This is a genomic window from Mycobacterium sp. (genome assembly GCF_965229105.1).
GTDB lineage: Bacteria > Actinomycetota > Actinomycetes > Mycobacteriales > Mycobacteriaceae > Mycobacterium.
On record NZ_OZ245858.1, the window covers coordinates 2371498 to 2388073 of the forward strand.

A 16576-nucleotide genomic window follows, 5' to 3' on the forward strand; every position below is an offset into this window, starting at 1 on the left:
GCGACGACACCCTAAGGTGGTTCGGGTGCGTCTCGTCATTGCCCAGTGCACCGTTGATTACGTCGGACGACTGACGGCGCATCTGCCGTCGGCCCGGCGCCTGCTGCTGATCAAAGCCGATGGCTCAGTCAGCGTGCATGCCGACGACCGTGCCTACAAACCGTTGAACTGGATGAGTCCGCCGTGTTGGCTGACCGAGAATGCCGAAGGCCCGCTGCCGGTGTGGGTAGTGGAGAACAAGGCCGGCGAGCAGTTGCGTATCACGCTCGAGGAGATCGAGCACGACTCCAGTCATGAGCTCGGCATCGACCCCGGATTGGTCAAGGACGGTGTTGAGGCACACCTGCAGATCCTGCTTGCCGAGCACGTCGAACTGCTCGGCGCGGGGTACACGCTGGTGCGGCGTGAGTACATGACCGCGATCGGCCCGGTTGACCTGTTGTGTCGTGACGCCGACGGCAGGTCGGTCGCTGTGGAGATCAAACGCCGCGGTGACATCGACGGTGTCGAACAGCTCACCCGCTACTTGGAGTTGCTCAACCGCGACACCCTGATCGCGCCGGTCGCTGGCGTATTCGCCGCGCAGCAGATCAAACCGCAGGCCCGTACGCTGGCCGTCGATCGTGGTATTCGTTGTGTGACACTGGATTACGATCAGATGCGCGGGATGGACAGCGACGAGTTCCGGTTGTTCTGACCGGCACTAGACTGGCCGGATGGGCAGGCGTCGCGAGAGAGGTCAGCGTGCGCCGGTGCGTCCGCTGCCTATGCAACGCCGAGTCGAGACCGGGCCTGACGGATATGACTACGAGGTCCGTCCGATCGCCGGAGCACGCGCGACGAAGATCTACCGCTGCCCCGGTTGTGACCACGAGATCCGCACCGGAACGCCACATCTGGTGGTCTGGCAGGTAGATCTAGGGGAATCATCGGTCGATGATCGCCGGCACTGGCATACGCCGTGCTGGGCCAATCGGGGAAACCGCAGCCCCACCAGGAGATGGTCTTAAGCGTCAGTGGCCGTCGGCGGCGGGTTCGACGAGCTCGATCAATACGCCACCGGCATCCTTGGGATGGATGAAGTTGATGCGTGAATTCGCGGTGCCGCGCCGGGGCTCGTCGTAGAGCAACCGGGTGCCTTGCTCGCGCAGCCGCTCGGTCAGGGCATCGATATCGCTGACGCGATAAGCGAGCTGCTGGATGCCAGGTCCGCGCTTGTCGAGGAATTTGGCGATGGCCGAAGTCTCGGCGACGGGGGCCATCAGCTGGAGCAGGGCACTGCCGGTTGGGGCGCCGCGCACCGACAGCATGGCCTCGACGATGCCCTGCTCGTCGTTGACCTCTTCGTGCAGCACAATCATGCCGAGGTGGTCGTGATACCACTTCTTGGCGACCTCGAGGTCGGGTACTGCGATGCCCACGTGGTCGATCGCGGTTACCAGCGCAGTGGCCAGGACTGGACGGGCGTCAACCTGCTCAGTGGTCATGGAAGTAAAGGTAACCTGATATGCGGATATCTAACCCGGCACTGGCCTTCTTGAGCGGTTCAGAAGCCACACACACCGAGCCTTGGAGGTAGGAATGACGACGTCTGTGATCGTTGCTGGAGCGCGCACACCGATCGGGAAGCTGATGGGTTCGCTGAAGGATTTCTCCGGCTCGGATCTCGGTGCGATCGCCATCAAGGCGGCCTTGGAAAAAGCGAACGTGCCAGCCTCACTGGTCGATTACGTGATCATGGGCCAGGTGCTGACGGCCGGTGCCGGGCAGATGCCTGCCCGCCAGTCCGCCGTCGGCGGTGGTATCGGATGGGACGTCCCGGCACTGACGATCAACAAGATGTGCCTCTCGGGTATCGACGCGATTGCCCTGGCAGACCAGCTCATTCGGGCCGGTGAGTTCGAGGTCGTCGTCGCAGGTGGGCAGGAGTCGATGAGCAGGGCCCCGCACCTGCTGATGGACAGCCGCGCAGGCTACAAGTACGGCGACGTCACGGTGCTCGACCACATGGCCTACGACGGCCTGCACGACGTGTTCACCGATCAGCCGATGGGCGAGCTCACCGAGCAACGCAATGACACCGACAAGTTCACCCGCGCGCAGCAGGACGAATATGCCGCGGTCTCGCATCGGAAAGCCGCTGCAGCCTGGAAGGACGGCGTGTTCGCCGATGAGGTGGTGCCGGTCAGCATCCCGCAGCGCAAGGGCGATCCGCTGGAATTCACCGAGGACGAAGGCATCCGCGCCAACACCACTGCCGAGTCGCTGGGTGGGCTCAAGCCGGCCTTCCGCAAGGACGGCACCATCACCGCCGGCTCGGCATCGCAGATTTCCGATGGTGCGTGTGCGGTCGTGGTGATGAAGAAGGAAAAGGCACAGGAACTCGGCCTGGACTGGCTGTGTGAGATCGGTGCACACGGTGTTGTCGCCGGCCCGGATTCCACGCTGCAGAGCCAGCCGGCCAACGCGATCAAGAAAGCCGTTGCGCGCGAAGGCATCACCCTCGACCAGCTGGATGTCATCGAAATCAACGAAGCCTTCGCCGCGGTGGCACTGGCCTCGACCCGGGAACTGGGTATCGACGCCAACCGCGTCAATGTCAACGGCGGAGCGATCGCCGTTGGGCATCCCATCGGGATGTCCGGCGCGCGGATTACCCTGCACGTCGCGCTGGAACTCAAGCGGCGCGGCTCGGGCTACGGCGTTGCCGCGCTATGCGGCGCCGGCGGTCAGGGTGATGCGCTGGTCCTGCGGGCGGTCTGACCCCGGCAGAACTATTACGCCTCGTAGTAGCTGGCCGGTGGTTCGGGCAGAATAGTTGCCATGACGAGCACTTTTGACGTTCGGACCACGGCCGGCCGATTCCGCGTGGTTGCACTGGTCGAAGCCGTGAGTTGGGTCGGACTGCTGATCGGGATGTATTTCAAGTACCTGGGGTCGCCCAGGACGGAGATCGGTGTGAAGGTCTTCGGCCCGATCCACGGATTCGTTTTCATCGCCTTCGTCATCACCGCCGTGTTCGCGGGTATCGCCTTTAATTGGGCCGCCGGAAAATGGTTGCTGGCGTTGCTGGCGAGCATCGTGCCACTAGGCAGTGTGATCTTCCTCATATGGGTTGATCGGACGGGAAGTCTGGGCGAACCGGGTGTCGCCGTCGGGTCTGTACGGCCGGGCGGTCCGGTGGCCGACGCGCCGTGACAAACTTGATTCCGTGACACGACCACGTCAGCCCGCGGGCACCCCGATGGCGGCCTCGATGGCCGGTGCTATCGATCTGTCTGGACTCAAACAACGTGCCAGCAGCGCTGCCCCCGAAGGATCCGCAGGCGCAGCGGGACCCTCCGTCGGTATCGCGGTGACCGAAGCCAATTTCGAGGCCGAAGTACTTGTCCGGTCCAACGACATGCCGGTTGTCGTCCTGCTGTGGACACCTCGCAGCGACGGCTCGGTGCAACTCGGCGAGATCCTGTCGGCGCTGGCCGCTGACGACGAGGGCAAGCCGGGACGCGCATGGACCCTGGCGACCGTCAACGTCGACAACGCGGCCCGGGTGGCGCAGGTTTTCGGCGTGCAGGCGGTGCCGACTGTGGTGGCGCTCGCCGGTGGGCAGCCGATATCGAATTTCGAAGGGGTTCAGCCGCCCGAGCAGCTGCGCAAGTGGATTGATTCGCTGCTGAATGCGACCTCAGGCAAGCTCGGCGACGCCCCCGAAGGCGAAGACCCCGAAGACGTCGACCCCGCCTTGGCGGCGGCGCGGGATCAGCTGGAGACCGGGGATCTTGAGGCAGCTCTGGGCTCGTATCAGGCCATCCTGGCGTCCGATCCCGAGCACGTCGAGGCCAAGGGTGCCGTGCGCCAGATCGGCTTCCTGATCCGGGCCACCGCACAGCGTCCCGACGCCGTGACGATCGCCGACGCGACGCCGACGGATATCGAGGCCGCCTTCGCCGCAGCCGACGTGCAGATCCTCAACCAGGACGTCGCCGCGGCTTTTGACCGACTGATCGCTCTGGTGCGACGGACTGCGGGCGATGAGCGCACCGCAGTGCGCACCCGGGTGATCGAGTTGTTCGATATGTTCGACCCGGCCGACCCCGATGTCGTCGTCGCCCGCCGCAATCTTGCGAACGCCCTCTACTAACCGCGACGGATCAGCTCTACTCCGGAGTCAGCCAGAGGGCCGATGACGGCGGTAGGACCAGCACGGCCGACGCCGGCCTGCCGTGCCAGGGATTCTCAGTGGCGTCGACCCCGCCCATGTTGCCCGCGCCTGCGCCGTTGTAGACGGTGGCATCGGTGTTGAGGACTTCGCGCCAGCGTCCAGCGTGCGGCAGGCCCACCTGATAGCTGCTGTGTTCGGCGCCGGAGAAGTTGAAAATGCAGGCCATCACCGATCCGTCGTCGCCGAACCGCAGGAAACTCAGGACGTTATTGCCGGAATCGTTGGCGTCGATCCACGAATAGCCTTCCGGTCGGGTGTCCTGGCTCCACAGCGCACGCTCGGCGCGGTAGATCCCGTTGATGTCCTGCACCATCCGCTGGATGCCGCCCGAGAAACCGTTCTCCTCGAGCTGGAACCAGTCGACGCCGCGTTCTTCTGACCACTCGGCGCGCTGGCCGAACTCCTGGCCCATGAACAGCAGTTGCTTACCGGGGTGCGACCACTGGTAGGCCAGCAGGCTGCGTAGTCCGGCAGCCTTGACGTGATCGTTGCCGGGCATCCGGGTCCACAGCGTGCCTTTACCGTGCACCACCTCGTCGTGGCTGATCGGCAGCACGTAGTTCTCGCTGAACGCATACAGCATCGAGAACGTCATCTCGTGGTGGTGATAACCGCGGTAGATCGGATCACGACTGATGTAGTCGAGCGTGTCGTGCATCCAGCCCATATTCCACTTCATCGAAAACCCAAGGCCGCCAAGGTTTGTCGGGCGGGTAACGCCAGGCCATGACGTGGATTCCTCGGCGATGGTGACGATACCGGGGGCCATCTTGTGCACCGTGGCATTCATCTCCTGCAGGAACTGCACGGCTTCGAGGTTCTCGCGGCCGCCATAGATATTCGGTGTCCAACCGTCGGCAGGCCGGGAGTAGTCGAGGTAGAGCATCGAGGCCACGGCGTCGACCCGCAGGCCGTCGATGTGATACTCCTGCAGCCAATACAAGGCGTTGGCCACCAGGAAATTGCGCACCTCGGCGCGGCCGAAGTCGAAAACGTAGGTGCCCCAATCGAGTTGCTCCCCGCGTCGGGGATCCCCGTGCTCGTAGAGCGGCGTGCCGTCAAACCGGCCAAGGGCCCAGCCGTCCTTCGGGAAATGCGCAGGCACCCAGTCGACGATCACGCCGACCCCGGCCTGGTGCAGTCGGTCGACCAGATACCGGAAATCGTCGGGGGAGCCGAACCGTGACGACGGGGCGTAGTAGGAGGTGACCTGATATCCCCACGACCCACCGAATGGGTGCTCGGCGACCGGGAGCATTTCGACATGGGTAAAGCCTTGCGTCACAACATAATCGGTCAGCTGATCGGCAAGCTGACGGTAGGTCAGTCCGGGGCGCCACGAACCGAGATGCACCTCGAGGGTGCTCATCGGCTCGAAGACCGCGTTCTTGGTGGCCCGCTCGGTCATCCAGTCATCGTCTTGCCAGACGTAGGTGCTGACGTCGACCCGAGACGCGGTCTGCGGGGGCACCTCGGTGGCGAAGGCCATCGGGTCCGCCCGGTCGACGACGCTGCCGTCGGCGCCGTGCACCCGAAACTTGTACAGACCGTCGGTGGGGAAGTCCGGCCAGAACAGCTCCCACACGCCGGTCGAGCCGAGCGCTCGGAGCGGCGCCTCGTTACCGTCCCAATGGTTGAACTCGCCGATCAGGGTGACGCCCTTGGCATTAGGCGCCCACACGGCGAACGACACCCCTTCGACGGTGCCGTCGGCGGTGGTGAAGGAGCGCGGGTGCGCACCGAGTACTTCCCAGAGCCGCTCGTGGCGACCCTCGGCGAACAGGTGCAGGTCGATCTCGCCGAGGGTGGGCAGGAACCGGTAGCCGTCGGCCATGGTCTGGGTGTGCACACCGTCGGCCGTTGGATAGCTGACCTCGAGTCGGTAGTCGATCAGATTGACGAACGGCAGCGCCACGGCGAAAAGGCCGGAATCCACGTGCTGCAGCGGGTAGCGGACATCGCCGACCACAGCAGCCACGTCCGCGGCATGCGGGCGGTAGGCCCGCACGACCGTGTGGTCGCCGTACTCGTGGGCGCCCAGGATCGAGTGCGGGTCGTGGTGCACCCCGCTGACCAGTCGATGCAGGTCAGATGGATCGGGCGCCAAGTGGTTACTGACGATCTCAGTGCGGGTCATCGCGCACTTCCCTTCTTCGTAAGGCCGTTCATTCGCGGCGCAGCAGTGAAGCGCGCAGCTCGTTCGGAATCAGCGGCATATTTATGACGTGCGCAACCGCTCTGGCCGGGTCTATGCGGATGTAGTTCGCTTGACCCCATTGGTATTCCTCTCCGGAGACTTCATCGCGAACCCAGAAACGCTCGTATGGCTCCATACCCAGCGCGGCCATGTCTAAAAACAAGGTGGATTCTTCTGGCCCGAACGGGTTGAGGGTCACGACCACCAGAACGGTGTCGCCGGTGGCGGGATCAAACTTGGAGTACGCCAGCAGTGCGTCGTTGTCGAGATGGTGGAACTTGATCGTGCGCATCTGTCGCAACGCGGGATGGAGCTTACGAATCTCGTTGAGACGGCTGATAAATGGTTCCAGCGACGCCCCGCGGGTGAGTGCATCGTCGAAATCGCGTGGGCGCAATTCGTACTTCTCCGAGTTCAGATACTCCTCACTGCCTTCCCGCACCGCCTGATGCTCGAACAGTTCGAATCCGGAGTACACCCCCCACAACGGGCTGAGCGTCGAGGCGAGTACCGAGCGGATGGCAAACATCCCCGGACCGCCGTACTGCAGACTCTCATGCAGGATGTCGGGGGTGTTCACGAACAGGTTCGGACGGGCTTCGTCGGCGTGTTCGGCGATCTGCTCGCCGAACTCGGTGATCTCCCACTTGGCGGTCCGCCAGGTGAAGTAGCTGTAGGACTGGGTGAAACCGAGTTTGGCCAGGCCGTAGAGCCGGGCCGGTCGGGTGAACGCCTCTGCCAGGAACAGCACATCGGGATCGATGGCCTTCACCTTGCCGATCAACCACGCCCAGAAATCCGGTGGCTTGGTGTGGGGGTTGTCCACCCGGAAGATCTTGACGCCGTGGTCCATCCAGTGCAGCACCACCCGCAGCACTTCGTCGTACAGGCCGGCGGGGTCGTTGTCGAAGTTCAGCGGATAGATGTCCTGGTATTTCTTCGGCGGATTCTCCGCGTAGGCGATGGTGCCGTCGGGAAGTTCGGTGAACCACTGCCGGTGGTCTTTGGCCCACGGATGGTCCGGCGCGCATTGCAATGCCAGGTCCAGGGCCACCTCCATGCCGAGATCTCTTGTGGTGGCGACGAATTCGTCGAAGTCCTCGATGGTGCCTAACTCTGGGTGCACGGCGTCGTGACCACCCTCGTCGCTGCCGATCGCCCATGGCGACCCGACGTCACCGGGTGCGGCCGTGACGGCGTTGTTGCGTCCCTTGCGGTGCACCTTGCCGATCGGGTGAATCGGCGGGAGATACACCACGTCGAAACCCATGCTCGCAATCCGGGGCAGGCCCTTGCTGGCGGTGGCAAAGGTGCCGTGCACAGGGTTACCGTCGCTGTCCCAGCCGCCGGTCGAGCGCGGAAACAGCTCGTACCAGGACGCGAAGCGCGCCTGCGGCCGGTCCACCCAGATGCCGAATTGATCACCGCGGGTGATCAATTCGCGCAGCGGATACTCCGCCAGCAGGGCGGTCACATCGGGCCCGAGAGCGGCCCCCGCCCTGGTGAACGGGTCGCCGGGCTCACGAAGCGCGGCCGCGGCCTCGATCAGCGGATAGCGCAGCTGGCGGGGCACGCCGGTGGAGGCCCGATCCAGGAGCCGGGCACCGACCAGCAGGTCATTGGACAGTTCGGATTCGCTCTGGCCGGCCTCCAGCTTCGCAACGACCGCGTGGCGCCACGTGCTGATGGGGTCACCCCAACCGTCCACGCGGTAGGTCCACAGCCCCACTGTGTCGGGCGTGAACTGACCGTGGAACACATCCGGCGTGACACCGGCTGACATCGGCACCAGCTGCGGTTTGATCCGCGGCGCCGGGGACACCACGTCCCCGATGGGGACCGGCTGCGGGGACTCAGGCCGTTTGGCCGGGCCCGTCACGAGCTGGGGGTAGGAGGTGCCGTGATAGCGCACCACCAAGGTGGCCGCGACAGCGTCGTGGCCTTCCCGCCACACCGTGGCGCAAACGGGAACCACCTCGCCGACAACCGCCTTGGCCGGGAACTTTCCGCCAGATATGACGGGTTGGACGTCGTCGATCTCGATACGACCGGGCACCCGAACTCTCCTCATGAGGTCTATGGCACGGATAGTTCCGCGCGGTGTAGTTGCGGTCTTGCCAAAGTCTGTCGGTATTGCTCCTTGGTACAAGGGTTTAACCACTTCGCGCCCTACTCACACCGTAGTGGCCGGGCTCACTGCTGGGGCGGGAAGCGCCACCAGCGAGATCCCGCGGCACAAGGACCCCGTCAGTAAGGTTGGCTCGTGTGAAGGCACTCCGCAGGTTCACTGTTCGCACCCACCTTCCCGAGCGACTTGCCGCGCTCGAACGGTTGTCGGTGAATCTGCGCTGGTCCTGGGACAAACCCACCCAGGACCTATTTGCCGCCATCGACGAAGCCCTGTGGACACAGTCCGGTGGTGACCCGGTGGAACTGCTCGGTGTGGTGAGCCCGGCGCGGCTCGACGAGCTGGCGGTTGATCGCGGCTTCCTGGAACGCCTCGACACTTTGGCTGCCGATCTCGACGACTATCTGAGCCGACCACTGTGGTACCAGCAGCAAGGTGCGGGTTCACCCGAGAAGGCCATGCCCGCCGGCATCGCGTACTTCTCGATGGAATTCGGCGTGGCCGAGGTGCTACCGAACTATTCCGGAGGATTGGGCATCCTCGCCGGCGATCACCTCAAATCGGCGTCCGACCTGGGCCTGCCGCTGATTGCCGTCGGCCTCTATTACCGATCGGGGTATTTCCGGCAATCGCTGACCGCCGACGGCTGGCAACACGAGACCTATCCGTCACTGGACCCGCAGGGCCTGCCGTTGCGACTGCTCACCGACTCCGCGGGTGCCGCGGTGTTGGTGTCGCTGGCGCTACCGGACTCGGCGTTGCTGCACGCCAGGATCTGGATCGCCCAGGTCGGCCGCGTGCCACTGCTGCTGTTGGACTCCGATATCCCCGAGAACGAGCACGACCTACGGGGCACCACCGATCGGCTCTACGGCGGCGATCAGGAACACCGGATCAAACAGGAGCTCCTGGCCGGTATCGGCGGTATTCGGGCCATCCGGGCGTTCACCGAGATCGAGGGTCTGCCCGCACCCGAGGTGTTCCATATGAACGAAGGCCACGCCGGATTCCTCGGCGCCGAGCGGATCCGCGAATATATGACGGGCTCGGGGCTGGATTTCGACGCCGCGCTGGCCGTGGTCCGGGCAAGCACAGTGTTCACCACCCATACGCCGGTGCCCGCCGGTATCGACCGCTTCCCGATCGAGATGGTGCGCCGCTACTTTGGCGACGGCGAATCGGCGGTGCTGCTGCCCGGAGTGCCGTTGGAGAACATCCTCGCGTTCGGCGCCGAAGACGATCCGACGAAATTCAACATGGCGCATATGGGGCTGCGGCTGGCCCAGCGGCACAACGGGGTTTCGCTGTTGCACGGCAAGGTCAGCCGGGAGATGTTCAACGAACTCTGGCCCGGGTTCGACCCCGACGAGGTGCCGATCGGTTCGATCACCAACGGGGTGCACGCGCCGACCTGGGCTGCGCCGCAGTGGCTGGAACTGGCGCGGGAACTGGCGGGCGACGCGGGTCTGGGTTCGCTGGCTGAGCCGGCCACCTGGGTGAAGGTGCAGCAGGTCGATCCAGGGCACATGTGGTGGATCCGCTCGCAGCTGCGCGAACTACTGGTCGCAGACGTCCGGGCCCGGCTCCGACGGTCCTGGCTGGAGCGTGGCGCTTCCGATGCCGAATTAGGCTGGATTGCAACGGCTTTCGACTCCGATGTGCTGACGATCGGGTTTGCGCGGCGGGTGCCGACATATAAACGGCTGACGCTGATGTTGCGTGACCCGGACCGGCTGGAGAAGTTGCTCCTGGACCCCAACCGCCCGATCCAGTTGATCGTGGCCGGAAAATCGCATCCCGCCGACGATGGTGGCAAGGCGCTGATCCAGCAGGTGGTGAAATTCGCCGACCGTCCCGATATGCGGCACCGGATTGCGTTCCTGCCCGACTACGACATGTCGATGGCGCGGTTGCTCTACTGGGGTTGTGACGTCTGGCTGAACAATCCGCTGCGGCCGCTGGAAGCGTGCGGCACCTCGGGGATGAAGAGCGCGCTCAACGGCGGTTTGAACCTGTCCATCCGCGACGGTTGGTGGGATGAGTGGTACGACGGCGAAAACGGCTGGGAGATCCCGACGGCTGACGGGCTGGTCGACGAAACCCGTCGTGACGACATTGAAGCGGCTGGGCTCTACAACCTCCTCGAGGAGGCGGTGGCGCCCAGGTTTTACGATCGCGATGAACGTGGAGTGCCCACCCGTTGGGTCGAAATGGTCCGGCACACCCTGCAGACACTGGGGCCGAAGGTGCTGGCATCGCGGATGGTTCGCGACTACACCGAGCAGTACTACCTGCCTGCCGCGCAGTCGGTGCGGGCGACCATCTCGGGGGGAGAAGCAGAGGGAGAAGCTGAATCAGCACCGTTCGGCGCCGCCCGCGAACTCGCCGCTTACCGCAAACGCGTCGAGCAGGCCTGGCCCAAGATCGCGATCACCGACGTCGACAGCACGGGCCTGCCCGACACCCCACTGCTCGGCTCGGAGCTGACCTTGACGGCTACCGTGCAGCTCGCGGGCCTGAGACCTGAGGAAGTGGTGGTGCAGGCGGTACTCGGCCATGTCGACAGCCACGACGCGTTGGTCGATCCGATCACGGTGTCCATGCGGTACAGCGGAACCGGTGAGGGCGTCGATATCTTCACCACGACGACACCGCTGCCGGTCGCGGGTGCGGTGGGTTACACCGTCCGGGTGCTGCCGCACCATCCGCTGCTCTGCGGTGACAACGAACTCGGCCTGGTCGCATTGGCGTGACCGGCCCTTTGACCGTCGCGCTCGATGGTGGCCCCTACGCGTTGGCGGCGGGCCCCGATCGCGCGATGTGGGTGACGTTGGTGCACAGCGGCCAGATCGCCAGGGTCTCCGATGCCGGCGACGTCGACATTTACGATGTGGCACCGGATGCGAAACCGTCGATCATCACCGCCGGATCCGACGGCGCGATGTGGTTCACCTGCGCGGGCGACGACCGGATCGGCCGGATCACCACCGCCGGCGAACTGCGCAGCTATCCACTCGCGCACGGCAGTGCGCCGTTCGGTATCACCGCAGGCCCGGACGGTTCCCTCTGGTTCACGACCATGGCCACAGGTGTCGTGGGCCGGATCACCACCGATGGTGAGATCACCGACGAAGCGATGATCGGCGGGCGGCCGTCGATGATCATCACCGGCCCGGACGGCGCGCTGTGGTGCACGCTCAACGAGGCCAACGCGATCGCCAGGTTGGTGCCGGGTGCGGGCGGGCGCGACGGGCTGACCGTGCGCGCCTTGCCTACGCCGAATGCCGGCCCGGTGGGGATCGCCGCTACCCACGACGATGCGGTGTGGTTCACGGAAGTCCGCGCAGGCAAGCTCGGCCGGATTCCGCTCAACGATGCAATCCAGGAAATTGATCTGCCCGGCGGCCCGCACGCGGTGCTCGCTGATGACGCCGACGGAGTCTGGGTCAGCTTGTGGGGCGGTGATCAGATCGCCAGGGTCAGCGGCGACGGCGAGATCGAGACGATGGATCTGCCCGCGGGCAGCGAACCGCATGGGCTGGCGATCGGCAACGGTGGCGCCGTCTGGGTCGCCTTGGAGGTCGGGTTCGTGGTGCGGCTGCCGTCGTTGTAAGTTCCGACAAGGGCGCACGAACCGCAGCATCGGTGCTGCGGGACCAGGGGGAGGCGCCATGAAGGACGCCTGTGATGTCTTCGGTGATCAGACGATCGGCTGCGCTGCTGGCCGCGTGCCTGCTATTCGGCTTGGCCACGGTCCCCGCCGCCGCCGATCCGGAACCGGAGCCTGTCGTTGTCGACGCCGCTGATGCGGCGCCCACCGACCCGGCCGCAGCGGCGCTACCACCTGTCGACGACGGCAAGGTCGTGTCCACCCCGCCCGCCACCCTGACATCGCCGGACGATTGGGTGCTCAAGGTGTCCGCCAAGGACGAATCGCAACGCGCGATTCCGCCGTTGACCACCGCCCTTTCGTCCCGGGAGTACGAAGTCGGTGGCACGTTCAACGGCGCCATGAGCGGACCGGAGGAATCCGAGCCGCCGATGGGGACCCTTGAGGTCGGCTATCAGATCGGTTGCGGGATCGATATGAGCACCTCCAACGGTGTCTCCCTGACCGGCACGATGGGTGTTACCTCATCGCTCGGCATCCTCGGCACCGACGTCATCTCGCCCGAACCCGAGGGCGTCCTGCCAGGCATCGGCGGCAACCTCGGCGGTGGTGTCACGATCGGGCTGAAACCGGGCATCATCAACATCGTTCCGGTCAGCAAGAAGCAGTTCACCGGTGCCGATCCGTGGGTGATGGTGCAGGGTTTCCGGATCAAGATCGACGGCTGCGTCGGGCAGTCCTTCATCCGCTCCTATGCGTTCCTGACCCGGTCGACGAGCATGTCGGATGCGATCCTGGCCTGGTACGGCACGACCAAGGTGGTCTGAGGCCGGCTCGCCGCGGTTATAGGAAGCGGTTACGGGAAACGCTTGAGGCAGCGCTCCTCGTCGCCGAGTACGCCGATGCGGAACGCGTCGATGCGGGAGAAACCCGCAGGCACCGGCTCGCCATTGACGTCACCGGCCGCCAATCCGTTGGTCAGCAGGCCGGCGACCGCTTCGTCGAGGTCACCCGCGGTCAACGCGACGGTGTTGCCGTCGGGCGTGGTGACCTCCCTGGTCAGTTTCGTGGTGGCCACCCCGGTCAGACATGCCGTGCGCAGGCCCGCTTCGGCGGTATCCAAGGCCAATGCCCCGTGCTGAGCCTGTATCGCCACCATGAAGCGCGACATCAGCACCGAGTACGCCGTGTTGTCGCCGGAGAGCACCGACGTCTGATCTTCGCCGCCGGCGGCGCCGAGTTTCTCCAGCTCGGGCAGGTCGACGGTGATGGTGTTGGTCGCGGGACAAAATGACGCAGGCGGACTGGGCCGCGCATCGGGACAGGTGGCGGCCGATGCGGCATCGAGGCTCAGCGTCGGCGGCCGGGCGGGGGTGAACAGGATATTCATCGCGTCCATCACCGCGCGGACCGACTCTTCGGAGACCGGCCATTCACCGGTCTGATCGGACTGCAATTCGATGGGCAGATCGCCGCGCCGTTGCGCGACCTCTTTGGCGTCGATCGCCGCACACGCCGATGCGCCGTCGGTGAAGCCGAACTGGAAGGCGGAGACCCGCTCGAAGGCCGAGCCATGCTCGTCGCCTTCGCCGAAGATGTCGTCGGTGCTCAGAAGGGGATCGCGGAACGAGATCATGCCGGCCAGCAGATTGTTGAGACCTTCGCCGGTGCTGAGGGTGAAGCGTTGGGAGTGTCCCTCGGCGACCCAGCGCATATAGACGCCAGCAAAGCAGTCGGCCTGTTGTTCGGCCACCAGCGTGGTGGTGCCGCGTTTGTTCAGCTTGGCCTGTTTCTGCACGGAGTGGCCGTACTCATGGGCCAGCACCATCGTGATGGCCATATCGCCGTTCGCGCGTTGCAGGGCGGGGAAAAGTTCAGCCCGATCCCAGCCGATCGACTGGTCCAGCGGGCAGAAGCCGGCGTTGACCAACCCGTAGGTGTCCTCTTCGCAGAAGACGCCGTCGTAGTCCTCGGCATCCCAGGACAGCACCTTGCGGACCGGCTTGAATTGCCCGGGGAAGGCGTCTCCGTAGGCGGTCCCCCAGAACTCCTCGATATCGCTGACCGACTGACCGCCGATGTTGTCGATCTGGCCGCCGTCGGTGTCCTCGACCTCGCGGGTCGGCGCCACAGCATCCGGTCGCAGGCCAGTCGGCCCATCGGTGGCCTGCATACCGGCGACTTTGAACGGGTCGGCGAAGACCGATACCGCGGTGCCGTCCAGGGTTGTCGAACAGGACACCGTTGAACCGCACACCAGAGCCAAGATCCCCAGGGTGGCGGCGAACATACGTCCCTGGCGTCGGACACCGAGCTGGTGGAGGAGCCGCACCGCTCGCCCCCTTTACGAATTCAAGTGGGGCCGTCCCCAGGTTGTTGCCAGGATAGTGCGGCTCACCCGCGTTCGGCGTCGACCCGCAATCGCTGCAGCGCCGACCGGACCGCAGTGGCGTCGGTGGTCGACCAGAACGGCGGCAACGACGCCTTGAGATAACCGCCGTAGCGGGCGGTGGCCATCCGGGAATCCAGGACCGCGACGACGCCGCGGTCATCGGCCCTGCGCAGCAACCGGCCCGCACCCTGGGCCAGCAGCAGCGCGGCGTGACTGGCCGCCACTGCCATGAAACCGTTGCCGCCACGCGCGGCGATGGCGCGCTGTCTGGCAGTGAGCAGAGGGTCATCGGGTCGGGGAAACGGGATCCGGTCGATCAACACCAGAGACAGCGACGGTCCAGGCACATCGACGCCCTGCCACAGCGATAACGTGCCGAACAATGATGTCGCCGCGTCGGCACTGAACTGCTCGACGAGTACGGACGTGGACTCATCGCCCTGGCACAGCACCGGGGTGTCGAGGCGTTCGCGCATCGCTTCGGCTGCCGCCTTGGCTGCCCGCATTGACGAGAACAAACCGAGCGTCCGGCCGCCTGCCGCGGTGATCAGTTCGGCGATCTCGTTCTGCTGCTCGGCCGACCCGATACCGTCGCGCCCCGGCGGCGGCAGATGCGCGGCAACGTAGAGGATCCCCGATTTGGCGTGCTCGAAGGGTGAACCCACATCGAGGCCGCGCCACTTCGGTGGGGTGTCGTCGGGCGAGAAGCGGTTCAGCCCCCACCCACCCGCCATCGCCTCGAACGATCCACCCACGGTCAATGTCGCGGAGGTGAGCACCGTCGTCGCATGGGCGAACAAGCGATTCCGCAGCAGTCCGGCGACCGACAACGGTGCCACCCGCAGCACGGGCCTGATCGTCCCGCTTCCCCGCTTCACTTCCTCGTGATCGAGCCACACCACATCGGTCCGGTCGGCCAGCGCGGGCCCGAAAGAAATCAGGATGCGGTCGGCGGTGTCGTGGATTTCGGTCAGGCCGACAACAGCCTCGGCGCGGGCCGCTGCGGCCTTGGGGTCAACGGGGGACGGATTGATCGACGCCCTGGCGGACTGGGCGGCGTCGCGCAACGCGGTCAGATAGGTGGCGAGTTCGTCGTCGAGGTGGTCGATGCGCCCCGGTGTTCCATCGTGGATCGCCGAGGAGAAGGTGGTCGACGCCGCTTCCAGGCGCGCACTGAGCTCAGGCCCGATCAGCCGCGTGCTGCGCCGCAGCGCAACCCCGAGGGTGGCCGAAGTCAGTTCGGCGGTGGCCACGCCGGTCACCCGATCGGCCAGCTCGTGTGCCTCGTCGATGACGAGAAGGTCGTGTTCGGGCAGTACCGAAGCATCGGCGATGGCATCGATGGCCAGCAGTGCATGGTTGGTGACCACGACATCGGCCCGGCCGGCCTCGCCGCGCGCCTTCTCGGAGAAGCACTCGGTACCGAACGGGCAGCGGGCCACCCCGATACATTCCCTCGCCGAGACACTGACCTGGGCCCAGGACCGGTCCGGCACACCGGGTTTGACCTCGTCTCGGTCACCGGTGGCGGTTTCGTCGGCCCAGGCGGTCAGTCGCTGGACATCGCGCCCGAGCGCGGTCGCCGCGAACGGTTCGAACAGTTCCTCCTGCGGCGGTTCGACCTCGTCTGAGGTGCGCTCACCGCTGGCCGAACCGTTGTGAATCTTGTTCAGGCACAGGTAGTTTCCGCGTCCCTTCAACAATGCGAACCGCGGGGCGCGGGGCAGCGCGGCTGAGATGGCCTTCGCCAGCCGAGGCAGATCGCGATCGACCAGCTGGCGCTGCAGTGCGATCGTCGCAGTCGAGACCACCACCGGGCTGCTGTCATGGGCATCACCCTTGGTTGCCATCGCGATGGCGGGAACCAGGTACGCCAGCGACTTTCCGGTTCCGGTGCCTGCCTGCACCGCGAGATGCTCGCCGGATTCGAACGCGTGGGCAACGGCTTCGGCCATGGCAACCTGGCCGCTTCGTTCACTGCCCCCAAGGGCTGCCACCGCCAGGGCCAACAGCTCGGGTATCGCAAG

General features: G+C 65.4%; 13 protein-coding genes. 8 read left to right on the forward strand and 5 right to left on the reverse strand.

Annotated elements, in window-relative coordinates:
- Nucleotides 1-25 precede the first annotated feature (25 nt).
- Complete coding sequence (nucS, locus tag ADBZ9O_RS11405) at nucleotides 26-697, forward strand: endonuclease NucS (protein WP_526531223.1); 672 nt, start codon at nucleotides 26-28, stop codon at nucleotides 695-697.
- A 19-nt stretch (nucleotides 698-716) separates the two neighbouring features.
- Nucleotides 717-1010, forward strand: coding sequence for an Rv1322 family protein (locus ADBZ9O_RS11410; protein WP_526531225.1), 294 nt, complete (start codon nucleotides 717-719; stop codon nucleotides 1008-1010).
- A gap of 3 nt (nucleotides 1011-1013) precedes the next feature.
- Here ADBZ9O_RS11410 and mce read toward each other — a convergent pair whose 3' ends face one another.
- A complete protein-coding gene (gene mce / locus ADBZ9O_RS11415) occupies nucleotides 1014-1487 on the reverse strand; it encodes a methylmalonyl-CoA epimerase (RefSeq protein WP_526531227.1) in 474 nt (157 codons plus the stop codon).
- 94 nt (nucleotides 1488-1581) lie between these two features.
- Here mce and ADBZ9O_RS11420 point away from each other — a divergent pair, with 94 nt between their 5' ends.
- From ADBZ9O_RS11420 to ADBZ9O_RS11430, 3 genes are read left to right on the forward strand one after another with little or no spacing between them, the layout of a single operon-like run.
- Nucleotides 1582-2763, forward strand: coding sequence for a thiolase family protein (locus tag ADBZ9O_RS11420; RefSeq protein WP_526531229.1), 1182 nt, complete (start codon nucleotides 1582-1584; stop codon nucleotides 2761-2763).
- Nucleotides 2764-2814: 51 nt separating this feature from the next.
- A complete protein-coding gene (locus tag ADBZ9O_RS11425) occupies nucleotides 2815-3198 on the forward strand; it encodes a DUF3817 domain-containing protein (RefSeq protein ID WP_526533069.1) in 384 nt (127 codons plus the stop codon).
- A 13-nt stretch (nucleotides 3199-3211) separates the two neighbouring features.
- Nucleotides 3212-4141, forward strand: coding sequence for a tetratricopeptide repeat protein (locus tag ADBZ9O_RS11430; RefSeq protein ID WP_526531231.1), 930 nt, complete (start codon nucleotides 3212-3214; stop codon nucleotides 4139-4141).
- Nucleotides 4142-4157: 16 nt separating this feature from the next.
- Here the strand turns inward: ADBZ9O_RS11430 and glgB are convergent, their stop codons facing one another.
- Complete coding sequence (gene glgB / locus ADBZ9O_RS11435; RefSeq protein ID WP_526531233.1) at nucleotides 4158-6359, reverse strand: 1,4-alpha-glucan branching protein GlgB; 2202 nt, start codon at nucleotides 6357-6359, stop codon at nucleotides 4158-4160.
- 28 nt (nucleotides 6360-6387) lie between these two features.
- Nucleotides 6388-8475: a maltotransferase domain-containing protein gene (locus tag ADBZ9O_RS11440; protein WP_526531235.1), complete on the reverse strand. Its 2088-nt coding sequence runs from the start codon at nucleotides 8473-8475 to the stop codon at nucleotides 6388-6390.
- Nucleotides 8476-8684: 209 nt separating this feature from the next.
- Between ADBZ9O_RS11440 and glgP the strand changes: the two genes are divergently transcribed.
- The 3 genes from glgP to ADBZ9O_RS11455 all read left to right on the forward strand — a co-directional run bounded on the left by glgP (nucleotide 8685) and on the right by ADBZ9O_RS11455 (nucleotide 12984).
- Nucleotides 8685-11300, forward strand: coding sequence for an alpha-glucan family phosphorylase (glgP, locus tag ADBZ9O_RS11445; RefSeq protein ID WP_526531237.1), 2616 nt, complete (start codon nucleotides 8685-8687; stop codon nucleotides 11298-11300).
- Nucleotides 11297-12160: a Vgb family protein gene (locus ADBZ9O_RS11450; RefSeq protein ID WP_526531239.1), complete on the forward strand. Its 864-nt coding sequence runs from the start codon at nucleotides 11297-11299 to the stop codon at nucleotides 12158-12160. Before glgP ends, ADBZ9O_RS11450 begins: the two co-directional genes overlap by 4 nt.
- A gap of 74 nt (nucleotides 12161-12234) precedes the next feature.
- Nucleotides 12235-12984 (forward strand): MspA family porin, encoded by a 750-nt coding sequence (locus ADBZ9O_RS11455; RefSeq protein WP_526531241.1) that lies wholly within the window; start codon nucleotides 12235-12237, stop codon nucleotides 12982-12984.
- Between the two features lie 29 nt (nucleotides 12985-13013).
- Here ADBZ9O_RS11455 and ADBZ9O_RS11460 read toward each other — a convergent pair whose 3' ends face one another.
- Nucleotides 13014-14447, reverse strand: a complete 1434-nt coding sequence (locus tag ADBZ9O_RS11460; RefSeq protein ID WP_526533071.1) for a neutral zinc metallopeptidase — start codon at nucleotides 14445-14447, stop codon at nucleotides 13014-13016.
- A gap of 104 nt (nucleotides 14448-14551) precedes the next feature.
- Complete coding sequence (locus ADBZ9O_RS11465; RefSeq protein ID WP_526533073.1) at nucleotides 14552-16570, reverse strand: ATP-dependent DNA helicase; 2019 nt, start codon at nucleotides 16568-16570, stop codon at nucleotides 14552-14554.
- Between the last annotated feature and the right edge of the window lie 6 nt (nucleotides 16571-16576).

Coding starts and splice junctions, on each gene's coding strand:
- ADBZ9O_RS11420 (WP_526531229.1), top strand. CDS start 1,582: ATGACGACGTCTGTGATCGTTGCTGGAGCGCGCACACCGATCGGGAAG.
- mce (WP_526531227.1), bottom strand. CDS start 1,487: ATGACCACTGAGCAGGTTGACGCCCGTCCAGTCCTGGCCACTGCGCTG.
- glgB (WP_526531233.1), bottom strand. CDS start 6,359: ATGACCCGCACTGAGATCGTCAGTAACCACTTGGCGCCCGATCCATCT.
- ADBZ9O_RS11410 (WP_526531225.1), top strand. CDS start 717: ATGGGCAGGCGTCGCGAGAGAGGTCAGCGTGCGCCGGTGCGTCCGCTG.
- ADBZ9O_RS11460 (WP_526533071.1), bottom strand. CDS start 14,447: ATGTTCGCCGCCACCCTGGGGATCTTGGCTCTGGTGTGCGGTTCAACG.
- ADBZ9O_RS11455 (WP_526531241.1), top strand. CDS start 12,235: ATGTCTTCGGTGATCAGACGATCGGCTGCGCTGCTGGCCGCGTGCCTG.